Genomic DNA, 21,773 nt, shown 5'->3' with positions numbered 1-21,773 from the left:
AACCCTTCAGCCCAGTTGTGTCAGACAGCGTGCGTTAGCAGGATTTACGACTGCTTCGCAGCCGAACGGGGGCAAGCCCCCTCGCCACAGCAAGCCGCTTGCCACAAAAAGTCATCCGCCGTGATTACGCTGGAAAACCTCCTCGCCCATCGCAGCAATCTGCCCTTCGATCAGCGCTTCAAACGGTTTCAGCAACGGCTCGAACGTGGTCGGCGCTTCCAGCGTTTGCAGCGCTTGCACAATCGCTTCCACCGTCGACAACGCCCCCGGCTCCGGGGCCTTGCGCAGTCGATACCGCGACACCCCGCCGTCCGCCAATGTCACGCGCGGCAACGCCGCCAGCAGTGGATTGAGGTGCAACATTTTGCGTGCCTTGCGCCATGTGCCGTCCGGGACCACCAGCAATAACGGCTGTTCATTCTCCGCATATGCCTGCAACGGCTGCGCATCATCGGCCGGGAACAACAACCGCGCCTGATACCCCGGCCGGCTCAACAGGCTCGGCAAATCCTCGAATACTTCGCCGACAATCAACTCGGCATTGGTCAGCCCCAGCGCCGCCAGCCGAGCGGTGTTCAACGCATGGTTCACTTCGCTCGGATGCTGCAACAGCAACACCCGCGTGCGACTGTCGAGGCGCGGAATCAGCGGGCACAAGCAATGGGTTTGTGGGCGCAGGCAGCGCGGGCAGTGGATTCTGGGCATACGGGCGTTTCCTTCAAGCAGCCTGATTGAGCTGCGCTTTAAGCAGATCGCGGAACGTCTGGATCAGCGGTTCGCGGCTGCGACCACGGCGCACAATCATCGAGAACGGCGCCTGATAGCCGAACGTCGCCGGCAGCAATACGCGCAAATCGCCCTTGTCGGCCCACGCCTGCGCGTAGTGCTCCGGCAGGTAGCCGATGTAGGCGCCGGAGAGCACCAGAATCAGCTGCGCTTCCATACTTTCGACGGTCGCGGCGCTGTGTTTGAAGCCGTGGCGCGCCAGTTCAGCCTGGCTCCAATAACCCCGGCCGACCATGCGTTGCTGAGTGATGACTTGTTCGGGGATGCGCCGTTCGCTGAACAGCGGATGGCGGCTGCTGCAATACAACCAGTGTTGTTCGCGGTACAGCGGCATGTAGACCAGCCCGCTCATGCGCGTGGAAAACGCGCCGATGGCGAGGTCGAGGCGGTTGTCCTGCACGCCGAGTTGCAGTTCGTAAGGGCTCATGACCGACAGGTGCAAATGCACCGCCGGGTGCTCCTGACTGTAGGCGCCGATGGCTTCGGCGAACGGCAAGGCCTTGTCGCTGACGGTCGAATCGATCACGCCGAGGTTGAGAGTGCCGCGCAATTCGCCTTTCAGCGCGGCGGCGTATTGCTCGAAACCTTCGAGTTCGCCCAGCAGCCGCAAGGTTTCCTGATGGAACAACTCGCCTTTGCTGGTCAGGCTGAACCCGCCGCGCCCGCGATGGCACAGCACCAGACCGAGCGCCGCTTCGAGCTGACTCATGTAGGTGCTGATCGCCGAGGTCGAGAGGTTCAACTCTTGCTGGGCGTTGGCAAACCCCTGATGCCGCACCACGCTGACAAAAATGCGCAACAGTTTCAGGTCGGGTAAAGCATTGGCCATGGGAGCTCCGGGCTTTAGAAATGTGTTGCCTGTTGAATCCCCCCCTCACCCCAACCCTCTCCCCACGGGGAGAGGGGGAAAGGGAGCCGATCTCCATGGCTTCCAAATCCTGAGTTTGACTCGATATTTCAGGTCAATGGAATTCCCGAGAACACCTCGGTCAGTCCCCTCTCCCCCCTGAGGAAAAGGGGGAAAGGGAGCCATGGCTTCCAAATCCTGAGTTTGACTCGATATTTCAGGTCGATGAAATTCCCGAGAACACCCCGGTCAGTCCCCTCTCCCCCCCGGGGAGAGGGGGAAAGGGAGCCGATCTCCATGGCTTTCAAATCCTGAGTTTGATTCGATATTTCAGGTCCATGTAATTCCCGAGAACACCTCGGTCAGTCCCCTCTCCCCCCTGAGGAAAAGGGGGAAAGGGAGCCATGGCTTCCAAATCCTGAGTTTGATTCGATATTTCAGGTCCATGTAATTCCCGAGAACACCTCGGTCAGTCCCCTCTCCCCCCCCGGGAGAGGGTTAGGGTGAGGGGTCGTTCTTGAGGCGAGTACAAAACTCAATGCCGCAAAGTCTAATCCCCCTTCCGCCATTAGTTTAGAAAAATCTGAACTAAGTATTTGCCCGTAGCGATTCTTCCTGCCCACTACATTTCGCATTATCCGGCCACAGCGGTGCCCGACCTTCCGAGAACGGCGCGCCGACATAAATAAAACAACGACGATGAGGCCCTACCCGTGGACAAGATTCTTCACCAACCACTGGGCGGCAACGAAATGCCGCGCTTCGGCGGCATCGCCACCATGATGCGACTCCCCCACTTGCCTACCGCTGCCGGCCTCGACGCTGCCTTCATTGGCGTGCCGCTGGACATCGGTACCTCGCTGCGCCCTGGCACCCGTTTCGGACCTCGCGAAATCCGCGCCGAATCGGTGATGATCCGCCCGTACAACATGGCGACCGGCGCCGCGCCGTTCGACTCGCTGTCGGTTGCCGACATCGGTGACGTGGCGATCAACACCTTCAACCTGCTCGACGCCGTGCGCATCATCGAAGAGTCCTACCACAACATCCTCGAACACGACGTGATCCCGCTGACCCTCGGCGGCGACCACACCATCACGCTGCCGATCCTGCGGGCGATCCATAAAAAGCACGGCAAGGTCGGGCTGGTGCACATCGACGCCCACGCCGACGTCAACGATCACATGTTCGGCGAGAAAATCGCCCACGGCACCACGTTCCGTCGCGCCGTCGAAGAAGGTCTGCTCGACCCGGATCGCGTCGTGCAAATCGGCCTGCGGGCGCAGGGTTATACGTCCGAAGACTTTAACTGGAGCCGCAAACAAGGCTTCCGCGTGGTTCAGGCTGAAGAGTGCTGGCACAAATCCCTGGCACCGCTGATGGCCGAAGTCCGCGAAAAAGTCGGCGGCGGCCCGGTGTACCTGAGCTTTGACATCGACGGCATTGACCCGGCCTGGGCGCCTGGCACCGGCACCCCGGAAATCGGCGGTCTGACCACCATTCAGGCGATTGAAATCGTCCGTGGTTGCCAGGGCCTCGACCTCGTCGGTTGCGATCTGGTAGAAGTCTCGCCGGCTTACGACACCACCGGCAACACCTCGCTGCTCGCCGCCAATCTGCTCTACGAAATGCTCTGCGTATTGCCTGGCGTAGCACACCGCTGAGGGCTTGGTGATGAACGAGCGCGATGAGGTTTTGCAAGCCGCCGCCAATCTGGTGAGCGCCTTCGCCCGTAACGATCGCCAAGCTTATTTCGCTGCGTTCAGCAGCGACGCGAGCTTCGTGTTCTACACCCTCGAACAGCCGCTGTTGTCGCGCGACGCCTATCAGGCGTTGTGGGACAACTGGCGCGCCGAGGATGGCTTCGAAGTGCTTTCGTGCACCTCGAGCAACGCCTTCGTCAGCCTGCACGGTGACGTGGCGATTTTCATCCATGACGTGGCCACCGAGCTGCGCATGCAAGGGGAGCAACATTTCAGCCAGGAGCGCGAGACGATTGTTTTCAAGAAACAAACGTCTGGCCAAGAACAACAAGGCCTATGGCTGGCCTGTCATGAACATTTGTCCGCGATGCCGGAAGGGCTGCCACCCCCTTAGCCAAACAGGTGACGCTCACGCACGATGAGCGCGCCTTTATGATCGGAGCTGATCATGAATAACAACAACAAAGAAAAAAGCCTTAGCAGCATTGAAACAAACGGGGTTGAACAGATCCCCGACCATGAACGCGACGCCAGACCCAGCGATCTGTTTCGCTTGATCTTTGGCGGCGCCAATACCTTCGCCACTGCGGTGCTCGGCAGTTTTCCGGTGCTGTTCGGGCTGTCGTTTCAGGCCGGCGTGTGGGCAATCGTACTGGGCGTGGTGCTCGGCGCGCTGATTCTGGCGCCGATGGGCCTGTTCGGTCCGCTCAACGGCACCAACAACGCCGTGTCTTCGGGTGCGCATTTTGGTGTGCACGGGCGGATTGTCGGCTCGTTTCTGTCGCTGCTGACCGCTATCGCGTTTTTCTCGTTGTCGGTGTGGAGCTCGGGTGATGCGCTGATCGGTGGCGCCAAACGCCTGATCGGTCTGCCGGAAACCGACCTGACGCTGGGCCTGGCCTACGGTTTGTTCGCGATCCTCGTGCTGACCGTGTGCATCTACGGTTTCCGCTTCATGTTGTGGGTCAATCGCATCGCGGTTTGGGCCGCCAGCCTGCTGTTCCTGCTCGGCATCTTTGCTTTCGCGCCAACCTTCGACAGCCAGTTCGCCGGCACCGTTGCGGTCGGCCAGGCGGGTTTCTGGGCCGCCTTCATCGGTGCCGCGCTGGTGGCGATGAGCAACCCGATTTCCTTCGGCGCATTCCTTGGTGACTGGTCGCGCTACATCCCGCGCGAAACGCCAAAGGCTCGGATCATGCTGGCGGTGATTGGCGCGCAACTCGCGACGTTGATCCCGTTCCTGTTCGGCCTCGCCACCGCGACCATCGTTGCGATCAAGGCACCGGACTACATCGCCGCGAACAATTACGTCGGCGGCCTGCTGGCAGTTTCGCCGAGCTGGTTCTTCCTGCCGGTGTGCCTGATCGCGGTGATCGGCGGCATGTCGACCGGCACCACTTCCCTTTATGGCACCGGCCTGGACATGTCCAGCGTGTTCCCGCGCGTGTTGTCGCGGGTCAAAGCGACGTTGCTGATCGGCGTGATGTCGATCGCTTTCATCTTCATCGGGCGCTTCGCCGCCAACCTTGTGCAGAGCGTCTCGACCTTCGCTGTGCTGATCATCACCTGCACCACGCCTTGGATGGTGATCATGATCATCGGCCTCGTCGTGCGTCGCGGCTTCTATTGCCCGGACGACCTGCAAGTGTTCACTCGCGGCGAGAAAGGTGGCCGTTACTGGTTCACCCACGGCTGGAACTGGCGCGGTCTGGGCGCCTGGATCCCGAGTGCGCTGGTGGGTTTGTGCTTCGTCAACCTGCCGGGGCAGTTCGTCGGTGTGCTGGGTGATCTGGCCGGCGGCATCGACATCAGCCTGCCGGTGACGTTGGGACTGGCGTCGCTGGTGTACCTGGCGCTGCTGAGTATGTTTCCGGAACCACGCGAAGTGTTCGGCCCGAAGGATGTTCGCAGCAAAGGAACGGCCACCGAGCCTGAACTGCGACAAGCCGCCTGATTAACGAATGACCTGCAGGAGCAAGGCTTGCCCGCGAAGAACGATAACGCGGTCTGTCTGACCGACCGCGCAGCCCCTTCGCGGGCAAGCCTCGCTCCTGCGGAAATTGAATTTCAGCCTCACCATAAAAAAGACAATCGGAGACACGCCACCATGGCCCTGGATTTATTCGTCGTCCTCATCTACGCCGCCGCGATGCTAGTGCTCGGTTACTTCGGCATGCGCAAAGCCAAGACCAACGAAGATTACCTCGTCGCCGGTCGCAACCTCGGCCCCACGCTGTATATGGGCACCATGGCCGCCACCGTGCTGGGCGGTGCGTCGACCGTCGGCACCGTGCGCCTGGGCTACGTGCATGGCATTTCCGGTTTCTGGCTGTGCGCCGCGCTGGGTTGCGGGATCGTTGCGCTGAACCTGTTCCTCGCCAAACCGCTGCTCAAACTGAAGATTTACACCGTCACCCAAGTCCTGGAAAAACGCTATAACCCGATGGCCCGCTCGGCGAGCGCGGCGATCATGCTGGCGTACGCGCTGATGATCGGCGTGACCTCGATTCTGGCAATCGGCACCGTGCTGCAAGTGCTCTTCGACCTACCGTTCTGGATGTCGGTGCTGCTCGGTGGTGGTGTGGTGGTGGTTTACTCGGCGATCGGCGGCATGTGGTCGCTGACCCTGACTGACATCGTCCAGTTCGTGATCAAAACTGTCGGCCTGATGTTCATTCTGTTGCCGATCTGCCTGTACCGCGTCGGCGGCTGGGATGAATTGGTGCTGAAACTGCCATCGACCGCGTTCAATTTCACCACGATCGGCTGGGACACGATCATCACCTACTTCATGATCTACTTCTTCGGGATTCTGATCGGCCAGGACATCTGGCAGCGCGTGTTCACGGTCAAAACCGCAAAAATCGCCCAGTACGCCGGCACCTTCGCAGGCTTCTACTGCATTATTTACGGCCTCGCCTGCGCGCTGATCGGCATGGCCGCTCACGTGCTGATTCCGGATCTGGACAACGTCAACAACGCCTTCGCCGCCATCGTCAAACTGTCTTTGCCGGACGGCATCCGTGGCTTGGTGATCGCTGCCGCACTGGCGGCGATGATGTCTACCGCCAGCGCCGGTCTGCTCGCCGCCTCCACCACGTTGACCGAAGACCTGCTGCCAAAACTGCGCGGCGGTAAACAGTCGAGCCTGGGCATTAACCGCCTGTTCACCCTGCTGACCGGCATCGCTGTCCTCGGGATTGCGCTGGTGGTTAACGACGTGATCAGCGCATTGACCTTGGCTTACAACTTGTTGGTCGGCGGCATGCTGATCCCATTGATGGGCGCGATCTTCTGGAAACGCGCGACCACCTCCGGCGCCATCGCCAGCATGGGTCTGGGTTTCGCAACGGCGCTGATCTTCATGGTCAAGGACGGTTTCGACGCCAACACGCCGATCTACTACAGCCTCGGCGTGAGTCTGGTGAGCTTCGTGGTGGTGAGTCTGCTGTCGCGTCGCCCGGCCGTAGTGGCCAGCGCTGCGTAAGGATGCTGTAACGACTTGAAGTTTTCTTCGACGGGTGTGGCGTCGGTTGCCACACCCGTTTTTTTTCGTCTGGAAAAAACCGGGGGAATGTAAGTAGATGTCCGCTGAATATCAGCCTGCACTAGGCACAACGCGCACCTGTAGCAGCTGCCGAGCACCGCGAGGCTGCGTTCGGCAACAACGTCGTCGTGAAAATGGAATTCAGGTGCGCCAGGTTCGGCGACTGCTGCGCAGTCGAACGCAGCCTCGCGGTGCTCGGCAGCTGCTACAAAACGGTGCTGGCAGCTGCGGGGGATAGCGCCCTTAGCGGCGGCGCGGCTGGCGTCGGCGCTGTTCGTCGTCCGTGCGGATTGGCACAGGTTGCATAGGCGGTTCAATCAGACCGAGTGCAACACCCAGATCGTGCAGCCAGTTTTCGATTTTCTCTTTCATGGTGCCCCCTTCAGGGTAGTGCCGAGTGGCGAAAATTCTGTAGCCACTTCGCACTGATAATAGTCCGAAGTCCTACGCAATGCTCGCCGAAGATCGCAATGATCTGTTACTGAATTGATCAAAATTATTGACCGATAGTTCAAGCCGTCGCCAAAGCCTGTGGTAGCGCTGTTGGATAAACCAATTGCTGCTGCTCCACCCACGCATTCAAATTCGCCCCCAGCATGCCTTTGCGCCACATCAGCCACGTCGTGGCGCTGGCGAACGGCTCGGCCAGCGGGTGCACCGCAACGCTCTCGCGGCCCGGCAGGCTGGCGAGCATCGACTCCGACATCAGCGCCACACCCGAACCGGCAATCACGCACGCGAGCATGCCCGGGTACGACTCAATCTCGATTGCGCGGCCCATCGCCGCGCGGTCATGGGCGAACCACGCTTCGAGGCGCATCCGGTACGAACAACCCTGGCGAAAAGTGAATACCGGGCGCCCTTCCACATCCAGCGCACTGCGGATCGGCGGGTGATCGGCCTCGCTGATCAGCACCAGCCGTTCGTCGCACAGCGGCACGCCGTCGAGCCCGGCGAGTTGCAGCGGGCCGTCCACCAGCGCCGCGTCGAGGCGCCCGGTGAGCAGACCTTCAAGCAGTTCGCCACTGGGGCCGGATTGCACTTGCAGGTTCACCGCCGGATAAGTGCGGTGATAACGCGCAAGCAATCCAGGCAAGTGAATCGCCGCCGTGCTGTACATGGTGCCGAGCACAAAGTCGCCGGCCGGCTGCCCGCCCTGCACCGCAGCGCTGGCTTCGTCGTGCAAGGCAAACAGCTTGGCGGTGTAGTCCAGCAAGACTTTTCCCGCAGGTGATAGCTGCAAACGCTGACGCTCACGGAGGAAAAGCTCTACGCCGAGCTGCTCTTCCAGTTGCTTAAGGCGCGTCGACAGATTCGATGGCACGCGGTGCAGACGTTCGGCGGCGCGGCTGATCGAGCCTTCCTGCGCCACTGCCTGAAAGATCCGCAATTGGCTGAATTCCACAACCCTCTCCAAATCAGAACAAGTTGCTCACTATTATTCATTTTTAAAGAAAGTCAATCAGTCCTAGCCTGACGGTCATCGATCCGATTGCAGGAGTGCCGACCATGAGTCCGCTGATTCGCTTATCCGCCAGCTTCATTGCCCTCATGATGGCCATGGGCATCGGGCGTTTCGCCCTTACGCCGCAACTGCCGCACTTGCTCAGCGAAGGTCAGATTGATCTGACCGCCGCTGGTCTGATTGCTGCGGCCAACTACCTCGGCTACTTCGCGGGCGCGGTGGACGCGATGTTTGCGCGGCGCCACCACCACGTAAGGCTGCGGCTGCTCGGCGGCTTGTGGTTGTGTGTGTTGCTGACGCTGGCATCGTTCTGGGCCGACGGCTTCTGGTCGCACCTTGTTTTGCGTTTCGGCACCGGCGTGGCCAGCGCCTGGGTGCTGGTGATGATCACGGCGCTGAGCCAGCCTTTAGCCGCTGCGGCTGGGCGTCCTCGGTTGGGCGCGCTGGTATTTGCCGGACCGGGTCTGGGGATTTTTCTCACAGGTTTGTTGGCATTGGGCTCACACCTGCTGGGGCAAACGTCCGCCACTTTGTGGCTGGTGTATGCCGCCGTCGCGCTGGTCATGCTGTTGGGTATTCTGCCGTTCCTGCCGCAACCGGCCGCCACGGTCAGCCCGGCACCGACCGTCAGCACTGCGGGCAACCAAGGCATCGCTCGCCTCGGCGTGATTTACGCGCTGTACGGTCTGGGCTACATCATCCCGGCGACCTTTCTCTCGCAGATGGCCAACGCGCAGTTCAGTGGTCAGCCCCATGGGCAGTGGATGGCGGACCTGTTCTGGCCGTGCTTCGGCCTCGCCGCGGCGATTGGCGTTGTGCTCGTCAGTCTGCGTCGGCATAACCCGAATGCCACGCGGCACTGGCTGATGGCGACATTGTGGCTTCAAGGGTTCGGGGTATTTGCCTGCTTGCTGGGCAGCGGCCTGGGCCTCGCGCTGGGCGTGATCCTTTGCGGCGGGCCGTTCCTGGCGTGCATGCAACTGGTGATGCAACGCTCGCGGGAACTGGCGCCGCACGCCACCCAACGCAACGCCGGTTTGCTCACCGCATGCTTTGCCCTGGGTCAGCTCGCCGGGCCGTTGCTCGCCGCCATCAGCAGCCATTTCAGCGGTGGTTTGCAACCGGCACTGGTGGTCGCCGGCAGCGGCTTGTTGATTGCCGGCGGCTTGTCGCTGAGCCCGCTCAGTGCTGGCCGAGCACTTTGCGCAAACGACGGCGCACCCACTGCTCAGCGCTGACAAATGTGATGCCGAGCAGCACCAGCACCGCGCCGATCACAAAGTTCAGGCTCAGGTCTTCGCCCAGCAGCACCACGCCAAATGTGACGCCGAACAACGGCGTCATGAACGAAAACACCGCCAGGTTCGCCGCCAGATAACGGCGCAGCAACCAGAACCAGGTCAGATAACTGAAGAACGACACCACCAGCCCCTGGAACAGCACGCTGGCCACCGCCACGGTGGTCAGGCTGACGTGGGTAACCTGGCCGCTAAGCAGCGCGATCAGCAACAGACCAACAAAACCGACGATCAATTGATAGAACAAGGTCAGCGTCACCGGCGCTTCCGACAGGCGTGAAGCGCGCACTACTACGGTGGTCGCGCCCCACGCTGCGCCGGCCAGTACACCCAGCGCATCGCCGAGCAACATGCGCCGGTCGAGGTTGTCCCACGACACGCCGCCAGCGAACGCGATAGCAATGCCGATGAACGCGAGCACAATCCCCAGCCATTGCACCGGGCGCAAACGCTCACTCGGCAGCAACCAATGCACGCCCAGCGCGGTGAAAATCGGCGCGGTATAGAGGAACACCGACATGTGCGCGGCCGTCGTCAGTTGCAGGCCTTCGGAAATAAACAGGAACTCCAGGCCAAACAGCCCGCCGGCGAGTAGTCCACCGCGCCAGGTATGGCTGACTTGATCCCAACCACCCTTCCAGCAGATGAGAATTCCTACAAGTAATGCAGAAATTCCCGAGCGTCCGGCGGCTTGCATGACCGGCGCGATGTCCGGCGCCGCCCATTTGATCATCACTTGCTGCACGCCCCAGATCAGGCACAGCCCGAGCATCACTTGCAGGGCAAATCCATCGGCGCTACGCCTTGTAACGCTCACTGGGACACCTCGACAACACAATCCATGGCAGTCACTCGACAGTCAAAACAAAGCCCCGGCGTGCCTGTTGATCAGGCATCGCCGGGGCGAAAAATGTGTGCTGCCGATTATTAACCAGTTGGCCGGAAAAAGCCGCCTGCAAGCACTGCCGTTGTCGCGCGCAAGATGGCTTACAGCGCTTTGCGCGCAAGCCAATATCCGGCAACGCAAGCAAGACAAGTTGCCAACGTGCCCCACGCCATGTCCATCAGCGCCAGTTGCGCGGGCCAGCCATTCAACGTCGCCCAGTTGGTCAAGTCATACGTGCCGTAGGCCACCAGCCCCAACAATGCGCCGAGCCGCGCCGCGCGCTGCCAGTTCTGCGCCGGCAACACGACAAACACCACGCATCCAACGATATACAACAGATAGAACGCGGCTGCCGGGGCCAGCAGCGGTTGTTCGAGCATCAGCGAACCGAGCAGCGCGTGGTAGGTCGGCGCCATCAATACGCCGAGCCAGAGGCCGTCGAGCAGCAAAAACGCCAGCAGGGTGCCGACGTAAGCGAACAGGATTTTTTTCATCAGACCGACCTCAAGTGAACACCGGCGCGGGAGCAGCGTTTAACTGCTCCGGCATGTTCTACATGGGCCGGTGCGCGGTCAGCTTAGTTCAATGCGATCGGCGTGAATGACGATCTGGCCGTTCTTGTACAACGCGCCAATGGCCTTCTTGAAGTTGCCTTTGCTGACCCCGAACATGCTGCTGATCAGGGTCGGATCGCTCTTGTCGCTGATCGGCAGCGTGCCGTTGTTGTCGCGCAACTTGGCGAGGATCTTCGAGTTCAGGCTGGTGGCGGCTTCTTCGCCGACCGGTTGCAGGCTCAGGCTGATCTTGCCGTCGCTGCGCACTTCCTTGATAAAGCCCTTTTCTTCTTTACCGGCGCGCATGAACTTGAAGATTTCGTTCTTGTGGATCAGGCCCCAGTGCTTGTTGTTGATGATGGCCTTGAAGCCCATGTCGGTCGCTTCGGCCACCAGCAAATCAACTTCCTGACCCGGCGTGTAGTTGGCCGGCGTCTTGTCGAGGTAACGATCCAGGCGCGCAGTCGCGGTGATGCGGCGGGTGTGCTTGTCGAGGTAGACGTGCACCACGACATACTCGCCCGCGGTCATCTGGCGTTTTTCTTCGGAGTACGGCAGCAACAGGTCCTTCGGCAAACCCCAATCGAGGAACACGCCGATGCTGTTGACTTCAACGACTTTCAAACTGGCGAATTCACCGACTTGAACTTTCGGTGTTTCGGTAGTTGCGATAAGTTTGTCATCGCTGTCCAGATAAACAAAAACGTTGAGCCAATCTTCATCTTCGCTGGGAATATCTTTGGGGATATAACGGTTCGGCAGCAGGATTTCGCCATCCGCGCCGCCGTCCAGATATAAACCGAAGTTAGTGTGTTTAACCACTTGCAAACTGTTGTAGCGCCCGACTAAAGCCATTTCCAATACCCTCATTGCGTGGGCGGCATTCTACCCGGTTTTGCGAGCTGCGTTCGCCACCCGGCCCGGTGGCGCGAGAAAATCCTCTGCAAGCCTTTATTTTGCTGAGTTGCTCGAAGGTGATACGGCCGCTCGTCCGACGGATTGCTCGGTCTTCATCGATATATGCTGCTGCGCAGGCGCCATGCGAATCGCGTTGTTGTTATTTAAAACAGCAGCTTAGGCGGATATTTCGAACAATAATTCGCGAATAAACGAGCAATAGCCTCGGTTATTTCAGGGGGATATTTGCCAAGCAATTGTCAAGTATTTCCTGTACTATGCCTGGCCAAGTTAATTTTCTACAGGTTAATGGCCGCCATGCGTGTAAAAGCATCCAACAGCAAAGCAAAGCCAGCTCCAGCCGTTGAAACCAGCGAATCGATCAACAATCAGATCGCTGCTTTCCTCAAGTCTGGTGGCGAGATCCAGCAAATTGCCAAAGGCGTCAGCGGCCAGACATTCGGCCCGTCCAAGCAAATCACGCTCGGCAAAAAGTAAGGCCTGCTTCAACTGGTCCATAAGCGCTTTGAGCTTCGAAGCGCTTGGACTGGAACCTCCCCGCAACACTTCTGAACCACTCCCGAATCGTCTCCCGCAGCCTGCGCAAAAAACCTCAATATTGCAAAAATCGACGAACGGCCTTCGATGCCGAGCATTCGCCGGTATGCTTGCACACGTCTAGATCAAGCGTTTCAGTAGGTTTTTGGTTCCTGCTCCTCGCTGTTCATGGAGTGATGCATGCTCAAACCCTCTTATCTATTGCTCGGCAGCCTCCTCTTGTCGTGTTCGTCAGCCAACGCGCAAATCTTCCAGCGCGAATTGGGTGACTTCGATCTGAAATTGGGCACCACCCCCAGCCGCAGCATGGCCCAAGGGCTGGTGAAGCCCGCCGCCACCGGCTCATTCCACGGCGGCCTCGACCTCAGCCACGACAGCGGTTTCTACGTTGGCCAGTGGTCGCCGAGCGCCGGTCTGAATCCGGGCAGCAACCTTGAAATCGATTCCTACATGGGTTTCAAGCAGCCTTTCGACCGCACCCTCGGTTACGAAGTCGGCATGATCCATTACAGCTACCCGAAAGTTGACACGCTCGACAGCCAAGAGCTGTTCGGCGGCCTGACTTTTCTCGGCAGCCGTTTCGGCGCGGCGTTCAGCAACGATCCCGACAAGCAGAACAGCACGGTCTTCGCCGACCTCGGTGGCAACCAGCCGTTCGGCATCGGCATCAGCATGAAATACACCACCCACCAACTGAACACGCCGGTCTCGGTAGACAGTGGTTCGATCAGCAGTTTCACCGACTGGTCGCTGCAATTGTCCCGCGCCTTCATGGGCGTCGACCTCGACTTGATCTACAGCGACTCCAACCTCAGCGGCAGCGATTGTTCGGCCTATTCCGGGCACAACAGTCAGTGCGACGGGCTGGTCACGTTGAAGGCCGAACGCGCCTTTTATTGATCGGCTTGAACTGCCGGGCTTATCTTGCGTTCTGATAGACAACCCCTCACAAGCCAGGCTTTCGCAAGGACTCGACCATGTCGTGCTGGTTCAAACGCGTCGCCCTCCTCCTCATCATCAGCCTCGCCCTCGGCGCCTGCAGCCGCGTTGGCCTGGCTTACCGCAACCTGGACGTGATCATTCCGTGGACGCTCGGCGACTACCTGGACATGAGCGGCGAGCAAAAAGGCTGGTTCAACGAGCGCCTCAAGGAACACCTGAGTTGGCACTGCACCACGCAACTGCCCGGTTATCTGGATTGGCTCGACCGGTTGCAGGCAATGGTCGAGGCCAACCAGGTCACCGATGAGGCGCTCAAGACGCGCACTCAGGAAGCCAAACAGGCGATTGCGCAGACGGCCAAGGAAATTACCCCGTCGGCCATTCAATTGCTCAAGGGCCTGGATGATCAGCAAGTCGCGGAAATGAACGAGGCGTTTGCCAAGGATCAGCGCAAGCGTCAGGAGGAATACCTCAAGCCGTCGCTCGCGCAGCAGATCAAGGAACGCAGCGAGCGCATGAACAAGCGTCTGAACGACTGGCTCGGACCACTCAGCCCGACTCAGCAGCAGCGAGTAAGTGCGTGGTCGAACGCCTTGGGAGATCAGAATCAGCAATGGATCGCCAACCGTGCGCATTGGCAGAACCAGTTCAGCGCGGCCGTGGCGCAGCGCCAAAGTGCAGAATTCCCACAACGAATCGAGACGCTTCTGGTCAATCGCGAGAGTTTATGGACACCGGCTTACCGCCAGGCCTACGACAACACCGAAGCGCAGGCGCGCAGTTTGCTGGTGGATTTGATGGCCGAAAGCACGCCGGAACAGCGCCAGCGCCTGTTGAAGAAGATTGAGGGTGTGAGAAAAGACTTCAACGATCTGAAATGCCTGAAAGCTGCCAAGCAAAGCTAAGCCGAACGCAGATCAAATGCAGGAGTGAGCCTGCCGGCGATGGCGCAATAACATTCGGCATCGCAGTCGAATGATATTGCCCTATCGCGAGCAGGCTCACTCCTACATGGGTTTTGTGTTGATCAGGCGATTTGCGCTTTCGACGCGACTTCGTCAAACGTCAGCTCATCCAGCGCATCTTCCTGTTCATCCAGCACTTGGCGTGGATGGTCGTTACCCGGAATGCTGCTGTCGATCAGGCTGAGCAAACTTGAGCCACGAGGCGTCAATTTGTAGTTGGAACCAGTGCCACCTTCGTCTTCCGGCAGAGGCTCGATAAAACCCCGTTCCAGCAGTAACTTTTCGTACTCACCGGCCACCGCTTTCAGATGATCGAGGTTCTCGGCTGGTGCACCGTCCTCCTCGTTTGCCTTGGCTGCAGCGTGTTCCTCGGCATAAGCGCGTGGGGCGAAGCTGCTGTCAGCGTTTTGCACTTCATGCAACAAGCGCTCAATCAAATCCCAGTTATAAGTCGTCATCCTTTCAACCTCCAAGCCAGAGTGTGTGATGGCCTTCATGGGTTGTGACCCGCACGGCTTGCAGCCGTTCAGCCGGGGTTTCAAACGGTACCGACCGGCGGTATGTCGAAATCCGCGCGCCTCAGACGACTAGGTTGTGTAAGTCAACGCCCGACACTGCGCAGGAGAAATCCGATGAACATGCAGAATCATCCCGTGGTATCGCGGGAAGAATGGATCGCCGCCCGTAAGCAACACTTGGTCGACGAAAAAGCCTTCACCAAAGAACGCGACCGGCTCAGCGCCCAACGCCGCGCCCTGCCCTGGGTGAAGATCGACAAGGATTACCGCTTCCAGGGCCCCAACGGCGAACTGAAACTCGCTGACCTGTTCGGCGACCACAGCCAACTGGTGATCTATCACTTCATGTTTGCCAAGGGCTGGAAAGAGGGTTGCGACGGATGCTCGTTCTTGTCCGATCACATCGACGGCGCCAACTTGCACCTGGCCCATCATGACGTCGCAGTGGTGGCGGTTTCCCACGCACCGTTCGCCGAATTCCAAGCCTTCAAGCGGCGTATGGGCTGGAAGTTCGATTGGGTATCGTCAGCAGGTTGCGACTTCAACTACGACTTTGGCGTCTCCGCCCGGGCCGAGGATGTCGCGGCGGGAAAGGCTACGTACAACTACGAAAAATCCGACTGGACCGAGGAAGAACTCCCCGGCCTGAGCGTGTTTTATCGCAACGAAAGTGGCGACATTTTTCATACCTACTCAACCTACGCGCGCGGTCTGGACCTGCTGGTCGGCGCTTACAACTACCTCGACCTGACGCCGAAGGGCCGTAACGAGGAGGAAATCATGGAGTGGGTGAAACACCATGACAAATATGACGACGAGGGCTCGTCCAGTTGCTGCCACAGCAGTTGACGCCGTTGTGAGAGCGAGCCTGCTCGCGGACATTGAACATCGCAGCGCTGGTTGGCCGCGCAAGCTCTCTCCCACACGCGGATCAAGAATCCGGTCGCAGCGGCTTCTTCACAAAATCCACAAACGCCTGCAACGCCGGCTCCGCGTGCCGTTGCTTGAGGTGATACAAATAAAACCCCGGAAACGCCGGCGTCCATTCCGCCAGCAAATGCACCAGCCGCCCGGAAGTGATGTGCTCGCGCACCTGATGCTCGAACAGGTAGGCAATGCCCGCCCCTTCCAGCACCACGCGGGTAAGCATTTCCGGTTCGGTGACCTCCAATGGACCGTTGATGGCGATCGCCAACCGTTCGCCGCCGCGCTCGAAATCCCAGGGATAAAGACTGCCGCCGCTGGCTTCACGGAAAGACAGGCACTGATGCTCGCTCAAATCGTGAGGCGTGTGCGGCGTGCCGAACTGCTCAAGATAGGCCGGTGAGGCGACCACCATCATTTCCAGGTGGCCGCTGAGCTCCACGGCGATCAGGTCGTCGTCGAGACTTTCCCCGAGGCGAATCCCGAGATCAAAACCACCGCCCGCCACGTCCACCGGGCGTTCGTCGGTGACGATGTCGAGGCTCACACCCGGATACGTATTGAGGAACGGCCCCAGCAACGGCGCCAGATAGTGCACCGCCGCCACCCTCGGCGCGTTGATGCGCAAACGCCCACTGGGCGGCGCGCCGGGCGTCTGCGCAATGCCGGCCAGCGCCGCGTCCACCTCGTTAAGTGCCGGTTGCAAGCGCAACAACAGCCGCGCGCCGGCATCGCTGGGTGAGACGCTGCGCGTGGTGCGATTGAGCAAACGCACCTCGAGACGTTCCTCGAGTTGGCGGATAGTCTGGCTCAGGGCCGACGCCGACATGCCGAGATGAGCGGCCGCCCGCACAAAACTGCCATGCTCGACCACCGCTACGAAAGCCCGTAGCTGGGCGTATTCACTGCCGCGCATTATGTATGGGTTCCTTAATGATTGGCGCCGATACTAACGCGTTACTGAAGGAATGCAGACGATTGATTTTGTAAAAGCATCCAGCTCACTCGCCGTGCCGATGCCGATCAGCTGAACTTTTCATGCGATTTTACCCTCAACCAATTAACCCGCCCGACACGGAACCCCGAGGCCTCGCCGATGAAAACCTTACTCAAACTGACACTCGCCGCCACCCTCGCCTGCGCCTTGCCCGCCTGGGCCTGCACGCCCGAAGAAGCCACGATCAAACGTGAGCAATTGGCCAAGGAAGTGACCAAGCTCACTCAGCAGAATCCTGCGAAAGCCAAAGAGATCAACGACGAATTGCAGAAGATGGATCTCGGCACCGCCAGCGCCGATTTGCCGGACAAGTGCCAGTTGATCGATCAGCGCCTGAAAGAGTTGGGGACTGCCGAGAAGAAGGCCGACAGCTGATAGCCAGATCACAAAAGCAGCCTCAGGCAGACGCTTCAGGCTGCATTTTTTTGCGCATGATTTTGCATTAATGCATTTTTTGTTTGCGTTAACGCATATTACATCCTAATGTTACTTCGAGCCCGCCATCAGCGGCTCAGCAAAATCGCAACACCATCACAAGCTGGAGCTTGTTTTTTCTCTCATGGAGGATTGAAAAATGTTAACCACTGAAGCAACGCAATTCACTGGCGAAACTCTGCCAAGGTGCCTGCTCGATCACTTGCTCGACGCGCAACTGGTCGACGCCAAATCGGCAACACCGCTCAACGCGCAGGCCGCCGCCAGCCTCAACTTCACGATGCAGCAGCAGACGCAAAGCAACTGGTGCTGGGCCGCGGTTTCGGCGTCGGTCGGCAACTATTACGGCACCGGACAGTGGACGCAATGCGGTGTGGCCAGCGCTAACCTGGATCGCAATTGCTGCAATCAACCGGGGCCGTGCAACGTCTATGGCTATCTCGACTCCGCGCTGCGCACCACGCGCAGTTTCAACGGGATGAATCAGGGCTCGCTGCAGATGTCGGCGATTCAGAACCAGATCAACATGGGCCGGCCGATTGGTCTGCGCTGCGCCTGGTACGGCGGTGGCGCGCACTTCCTGACCATCTACGGGACCAACGGCAACTACCTGTTGATCGCCGATTCGATCTACGGCTATTCGACGCGCGCGCTGAACTCGTTCCCCGGTTCGTACAACGGCGGCGGCAACTGGACCAACACTTACTTCACCGCGAAAAACTAGGAGGGCGAGATCATGCAACTGACTTATCCAAAGGCGCCTTCCAACGGCGTGCAAACATTACGCCCAGCGCTGCAAGCGGCGCTGCACACCAACGGTTTCGGGGTTAATCGCCAGTTTGCCAATGCGACCGCGAGCAAGATCAGCCTCAGCGAGGCCTATCGCGGTTACTCACTGAGCCTGGAGGACTTGAGCCACGGCAAAGGTCTGCAAGACGCCAAGGTCGGCGACTGGCACTACCTGGTGTTCGCTGACAGCGTGACGATTGCCGATGCGCAACTGGCGGACGTACGCGGTCACGTCGAGTTCGCCTCGCTGAACCACGGGGCCATCGCGGCCGCCACGGTTGGCGCGCTGAAACTGGCGGAACAGTCGGCGCAATTGCAGGGTAAAACCGTCGAATTGCGTGTGCTGTTTGTCTCGGCGATTCATCTGGTGGCGATCTGGCTGCATGCCGACGGTGAAGACGTGCTGATCCCGATTGAGCCGACGCCGAAGGAACTGGCGGTCACTCAGTTGTACAGCGAAGCGGCGCTGCTGGCGTTGCTCAAACCGGCGGCCGATCGGGCCAAGCAGCGTTTTGATGCCGACAGCAGTGGTTTGCTCGGGAGCTGATAAACGTTGGGCATAAAAAAACCCGGACATTGTCCGGGTTTTTTATTGGGGCTCAGTCAGGTGCGGCATCGAACCTTTGGTTAGTGCGCTTTTGTGGCGAGGGGGCTTGCCCCCGTTGGGTTGCGCAGCGACCCTGAAAAAAAAAACGGGAGCGCTTCGCACTCCAACGGGGGCAAGCCCCCTCGCCACAGCAAGCTCCCCTCACCACAACAAGCCCTTGCCCAGGTTTACTCAGCAGCAGGCGCTTCCGGCTTGCGGCGTTTCAGTGGGGCCATGCCGTCCTTGCTCACCAGCGACAGTGCGTCGGTTTTCGGGCGGTTGGCGATTTTGCGTTTGGTCGGGGCCTTGGCGCCGGTTTTCTTCTTGTCGCCCTTGGCGTCGACTTTTTTCTTCTTCACGCCAACGGCTTTGCCCGAGGCCTTGACCTTTTTCGGTCCGCCGTAAGTGCCTTTGACTTCCTTGATGGTGCGGCGCTCGAAGCTCTGCTTGAGGTAGCGCTCGACGCTCGACATCAGGTTCCAGTCGCCGTGGCAGATCAGCGAGATCGCCAGGCCATCGTTGCCGGCACGCCCGGTACGACCGATACGGTGTACGTATTCGTCGCCACTGCGTGGCATGTCGAAGTTGATCACCAGGTCCAGGCCTTCCACGTCGAGACCGCGCGCGGCGACGTCGGTGGCGACGAGGATTTTCACGCCGCCCTGCTTCAGACGGTCGATTGCCAGTTTGCGATCCTTCTGGTCCTTGTCACCGTGCAGCACGAACGCCTTGTATTCCTGCGCCACCAGACGGCCGTAGATGCGGTCGGCCATGGCCCGGGTGTTGGTGAACACGATGGCCTTCTGATAGGTCTCGTTGGCCAACAGCCAGTTGACGATCTGTTCTTTGTGCTGGTTGTGGTCAGCGGTAATGATCTGCTGACGCGTGGTCGCGTTCAGATCGCTGACGTTGTTCAGTTGCAAGTGCTCAGGGTTGTTCAGGACGTTGGCGACCATCTCGCGCAGGCCCGAACCACCGGTGGTGGCGGAGAACAGCATGGTCTGCTGGCGATTGGTGCACTCCGCCACCAGACGCTGCACGTCTTCGGCAAAACCCATGTCGAGCATGCGGTCGGCTTCGTCGAGGACGAGTACCTCGACTTCTTTCAGGTCGAGGTTGCCGGCGTTCAGTTGCTCGATCATCCGCCCCGGCGTACCGATCAGGATGTCCGGCACCTTGCGCAGCATGGCGGCCTGGACCTTGAAGTCTTCACCGCCGGTAATCAGGCCAGACTTGATGAAAGTGAACTGGGCGAAGCGCTCGACTTCCTTGATGGTCTGCTGGGCCAGCTCGCGAGTCGGCAGCAGGATCAGGGTCTTGATGCTGACGCGGACTTTGGCCGGGCCGATCAAGCGGTTGAGGATCGGCAAAACGAACGCAGCGGTTTTGCCGCTGCCGGTTTGCGCTGTCACCCGCAGGTCACGCCCTTGCAGCGCCAGCGGAATAGCCGCTGCTTGCACAGGCGTTGGCTCGACAAATTTAAGCTCGGCCACAGCTTTTAGCAGGCGTTCGTGCAGGGCGAAATCGGAAAACACGGGTGCTACCTCGAAGAAATGCAAAAAAACAGCTGCATAGGTTACCGGTTTCGAGCGCGCAGGCCGAGTTTCTTTATGCAAACGACAGTAAACAGTGGCTTTTTTGTTGCCCGATCAGTCTCCAAACGTCATCCGCAGCGTCTTAAATGCTCTAATCGCCCCGACGCAACCTACAGAAGAATCGTTTTCACCCATGGATATCAAACAGCTCTGGCTCAATGCCCAAGACCTTTGGGGCGCCCTCGACCGGCATCCGCTCCTGCATTCCAGCCTGGCGCTGATGCTGCTGCTGATCGTCGCGCTGGTCCTCGGACGAGTGGCGCGCTACCTGATGCTGCACGCGACCAAGATGCTCGGCCGCCAACCGGCGCTGCACTGGGTCAACGACCTGCGGCACAACAAGGTGTTTCATCGACTGGCGCAAATGACCCCGTCGCTGGTGATCCAGTTCGGCCTCTATCTGGTGCCGGAGCTGAGCAAAACCAGCCTGATCTTTCTCGGCAATGTTGCGCTGGCCTTCACCATTCTGTTCCTGCTGCTGGCGGCGAGCGCCCTGCTCAGTGCGCTGCTGGACATCTACGCGCGCACCGAACATGCGCGCACCCGCTCGATCAAAGGCTACGTGCAACTGACGAAAATGGTCTTGTACGTGCTCGGCGCAATCATCATTGTCGCGACGCTGATCGACCGCTCGCCGCTGCTGTTGCTCTCGGGTCTGGGCGCGATGTCGGCGGTGATCTTATTGGTCTACAAGGACACGCTGCTGTCGTTCGTCGCCAGTGTGCAGTTGACCAGCAACGACATGCTGCGGGTCGGCGACTGGATCGAGATGCCGCAAGTCGGCGCCGATGGCGATGTGGTGGACATCACGTTGCACACGGTCAAAGTGCAGAACTTCGATAAAACCATCGTCTCGATTCCGACCTGGCGGCTGATGTCCGAGTCGTTCAAGAACTGGCGCGGGATGCAGCAGTCCGGCGGGCGGCGGATCAAGCGCAGCGTGTTTATTGACGCCAGCGGTGTGCGATTTGTCCGCGATGACGAAGAGCTGAAGCTGTCGCAGGTGCATTTGTTGACCGACTACATCGGCCGCAAACAAGCCGAGCTCAAGGCGTGGAACGAAGCCCAGGGCAACGTTGCGGCGATGTCGGCCAATCGGCGGCGGATGACCAATATCGGCACGTTTCGCGCTTATGCGTTGGCGTATCTGAAGAGTCATCCGGAGATTCAGCCGAACATGACCTGCATGGTCCGCCAGATGCAAACCACGGCGCAGGGCATTCCGCTGGAAATCTACTGTTTCACGCGCACCACGGTGTGGGCGGATTACGAGCGGATTCAGGGCGATATTTTCGATTATCTGCTGGCGGTGCTGCCTGAGTTTGGCTTGAGCCTGTATCAGCAGCCGAGTGGCGGCGATTTAAGGGCCGGGTTGCTGCCGGCGGTGCTGGGTGCGAGCCACATTCCGGAGCCGGAAAAACACATCATGTAGCACCACATCCCCCTGTAGGAGCGAGGCTTGCCCGCGAAGGCGGTGTGTC

23 protein-coding genes are annotated in these 21,773 nt (G+C 59.5%); 13 read left to right on the top strand and 10 right to left on the bottom strand.

All coding sequences use genetic code 11. From position 1 onward, the window contains the following. Positions 1-111: 111 nt before the first annotated feature. Together FBY12_RS11115 and FBY12_RS11110 are read right to left on the bottom strand one after the other, a co-directional pair. Positions 112-705, bottom strand: coding sequence for a tRNA-uridine aminocarboxypropyltransferase (locus FBY12_RS11115; protein ID WP_145252896.1), 594 nt, complete (start codon positions 703-705; stop codon positions 112-114). A 13-nt stretch (positions 706-718) separates the two neighbouring features. After that, positions 719-1,615: a LysR family transcriptional regulator gene (locus FBY12_RS11110; protein ID WP_092271593.1), complete on the bottom strand. Its 897-nt coding sequence runs from the start codon at positions 1,613-1,615 to the stop codon at positions 719-721. Between the two features lie 731 nt (positions 1,616-2,346). On the opposite strand from FBY12_RS11110, the gene speB reads away from it, so the two are divergent. The 4 genes from speB to FBY12_RS11090 all read left to right on the top strand — a co-directional run bounded on the left by speB (position 2,347) and on the right by FBY12_RS11090 (position 6,823). Continuing rightward, a complete protein-coding gene (gene speB, locus FBY12_RS11105; RefSeq protein ID WP_092271595.1) occupies positions 2,347-3,297 on the top strand; it encodes an agmatinase in 951 nt (316 codons plus the stop codon). 10 nt (positions 3,298-3,307) lie between these two features. Next, positions 3,308-3,730 (top strand): nuclear transport factor 2 family protein, encoded by a 423-nt coding sequence (locus FBY12_RS11100; protein ID WP_145252895.1) that lies wholly within the window; start codon positions 3,308-3,310, stop codon positions 3,728-3,730. A 54-nt stretch (positions 3,731-3,784) separates the two neighbouring features. Continuing rightward, the gene (locus tag FBY12_RS11095) at positions 3,785-5,290 is read left to right on the top strand and encodes a cytosine permease (protein WP_145252894.1); all 1,506 of its coding nucleotides are present in this window, start codon (positions 3,785-3,787) and stop codon (positions 5,288-5,290) included. A 153-nt stretch (positions 5,291-5,443) separates the two neighbouring features. Next, positions 5,444-6,823: a sodium:solute symporter gene (locus FBY12_RS11090; protein ID WP_121734043.1), complete on the top strand. Its 1,380-nt coding sequence runs from the start codon at positions 5,444-5,446 to the stop codon at positions 6,821-6,823. Positions 6,824-7,126: 303 nt separating this feature from the next. Here the strand turns inward: FBY12_RS11090 and FBY12_RS27850 are convergent, their stop codons facing one another. Together FBY12_RS27850 and FBY12_RS11085 are read right to left on the bottom strand one after the other, a co-directional pair. Next, positions 7,127-7,255, bottom strand: a complete 129-nt coding sequence (locus FBY12_RS27850; RefSeq protein WP_256592735.1) for a PA1414 family protein — start codon at positions 7,253-7,255, stop codon at positions 7,127-7,129. A 139-nt stretch (positions 7,256-7,394) separates the two neighbouring features. After that, a complete protein-coding gene (locus tag FBY12_RS11085) occupies positions 7,395-8,288 on the bottom strand; it encodes a LysR family transcriptional regulator (RefSeq protein ID WP_145252893.1) in 894 nt (297 codons plus the stop codon). Between the two features lie 104 nt (positions 8,289-8,392). Between FBY12_RS11085 and FBY12_RS11080 the strand changes: the two genes are divergently transcribed. After that, a complete protein-coding gene (locus FBY12_RS11080) occupies positions 8,393-9,586 on the top strand; it encodes an MFS transporter (protein ID WP_145252892.1) in 1,194 nt (397 codons plus the stop codon). Here the strand turns inward: FBY12_RS11080 and FBY12_RS11075 are convergent. The 3 genes from FBY12_RS11075 to FBY12_RS11065 form a co-directional block, all read right to left on the bottom strand. Further along, the gene (locus FBY12_RS11075; protein ID WP_145252891.1) at positions 9,531-10,463 is read right to left on the bottom strand and encodes a DMT family transporter; all 933 of its coding nucleotides are present in this window, start codon (positions 10,461-10,463) and stop codon (positions 9,531-9,533) included. The genes FBY12_RS11080 and FBY12_RS11075 overlap by 56 nt on opposite strands. Before the next feature lie 170 nt (positions 10,464-10,633). Beyond that, positions 10,634-11,026 carry a DUF2177 family protein gene (locus tag FBY12_RS11070; protein ID WP_145252890.1) on the bottom strand — a complete coding sequence of 131 codons (393 nt, stop codon included), beginning with the start codon at positions 11,024-11,026 and terminating at the stop codon, positions 10,634-10,636. Positions 11,027-11,104: 78 nt separating this feature from the next. Then, entirely contained in the window at positions 11,105-11,941 is an 837-nt protein-coding gene (locus tag FBY12_RS11065) for a S1 RNA-binding domain-containing protein (RefSeq protein WP_101209774.1), read from the bottom strand. Positions 11,942-12,292: 351 nt separating this feature from the next. Here FBY12_RS11065 and FBY12_RS11060 point away from each other — a divergent pair, with 351 nt between their 5' ends. From FBY12_RS11060 to FBY12_RS11050, 3 genes are all read left to right on the top strand, one after another. Further along, positions 12,293-12,481, top strand: a complete 189-nt coding sequence (locus FBY12_RS11060; RefSeq protein ID WP_017337097.1) for a hypothetical protein — start codon at positions 12,293-12,295, stop codon at positions 12,479-12,481. 240 nt (positions 12,482-12,721) lie between these two features. Then, positions 12,722-13,441, top strand: a complete 720-nt coding sequence (locus tag FBY12_RS11055) for a TorF family putative porin (RefSeq protein ID WP_121757388.1) — start codon at positions 12,722-12,724, stop codon at positions 13,439-13,441. Between the two features lie 77 nt (positions 13,442-13,518). After that, complete coding sequence (locus FBY12_RS11050; protein ID WP_092271617.1) at positions 13,519-14,388, top strand: DUF6279 family lipoprotein; 870 nt, start codon at positions 13,519-13,521, stop codon at positions 14,386-14,388. Between the two features lie 122 nt (positions 14,389-14,510). Here the strand turns inward: FBY12_RS11050 and FBY12_RS11045 are convergent, their stop codons facing one another. Further along, positions 14,511-14,906 carry a transcriptional regulator gene (locus FBY12_RS11045; protein WP_145252889.1) on the bottom strand — a complete coding sequence of 132 codons (396 nt, stop codon included), beginning with the start codon at positions 14,904-14,906 and terminating at the stop codon, positions 14,511-14,513. Between the two features lie 174 nt (positions 14,907-15,080). On the opposite strand from FBY12_RS11045, the gene FBY12_RS11040 reads away from it, so the two are divergent. Continuing rightward, positions 15,081-15,815, top strand: coding sequence for a thioredoxin family protein (locus tag FBY12_RS11040; protein ID WP_121734050.1), 735 nt, complete (start codon positions 15,081-15,083; stop codon positions 15,813-15,815). Between the two features lie 82 nt (positions 15,816-15,897). Here FBY12_RS11040 and FBY12_RS11035 read toward each other — a convergent pair whose 3' ends face one another. Beyond that, positions 15,898-16,806: a LysR family transcriptional regulator gene (locus FBY12_RS11035; RefSeq protein WP_145252888.1), complete on the bottom strand. Its 909-nt coding sequence runs from the start codon at positions 16,804-16,806 to the stop codon at positions 15,898-15,900. A 180-nt stretch (positions 16,807-16,986) separates the two neighbouring features. On the opposite strand from FBY12_RS11035, the gene FBY12_RS11030 reads away from it, so the two are divergent. The 3 genes from FBY12_RS11030 (at position 16,987) to FBY12_RS11020 (ending at position 18,658) form a co-directional block, all read left to right on the top strand. Further along, positions 16,987-17,262, top strand: a complete 276-nt coding sequence (locus FBY12_RS11030; RefSeq protein ID WP_145252887.1) for a hypothetical protein — start codon at positions 16,987-16,989, stop codon at positions 17,260-17,262. Between the two features lie 199 nt (positions 17,263-17,461). Next, positions 17,462-18,046, top strand: a complete 585-nt coding sequence (locus tag FBY12_RS11025; RefSeq protein ID WP_145252886.1) for a papain-like cysteine protease family protein — start codon at positions 17,462-17,464, stop codon at positions 18,044-18,046. A 12-nt stretch (positions 18,047-18,058) separates the two neighbouring features. Next, the gene (locus FBY12_RS11020) at positions 18,059-18,658 is read left to right on the top strand and encodes a hypothetical protein (protein ID WP_145252885.1); all 600 of its coding nucleotides are present in this window, start codon (positions 18,059-18,061) and stop codon (positions 18,656-18,658) included. Positions 18,659-18,885: 227 nt separating this feature from the next. Here the strand turns inward: FBY12_RS11020 and FBY12_RS11015 are convergent, their stop codons facing one another. After that, positions 18,886-20,232: a DEAD/DEAH box helicase gene (locus tag FBY12_RS11015; RefSeq protein ID WP_092271626.1), complete on the bottom strand. Its 1,347-nt coding sequence runs from the start codon at positions 20,230-20,232 to the stop codon at positions 18,886-18,888. A gap of 193 nt (positions 20,233-20,425) precedes the next feature. On the opposite strand from FBY12_RS11015, the gene FBY12_RS11010 reads away from it, so the two are divergent. After that, positions 20,426-21,724: a mechanosensitive ion channel family protein gene (locus FBY12_RS11010; RefSeq protein WP_145252884.1), complete on the top strand. Its 1,299-nt coding sequence runs from the start codon at positions 20,426-20,428 to the stop codon at positions 21,722-21,724. Positions 21,725-21,773: the final 49 nt, after the last annotated feature.

This window comes from Pseudomonas sp. SJZ131 (assembly GCF_007828705.1).
Lineage (GTDB): Bacteria > Pseudomonadota > Gammaproteobacteria > Pseudomonadales > Pseudomonadaceae > Aquipseudomonas > Aquipseudomonas prosekii.
The sequence above is the reverse complement of the archived record's forward strand: the minus strand, read 5'-3'. Positions and strand labels throughout refer to the sequence as shown.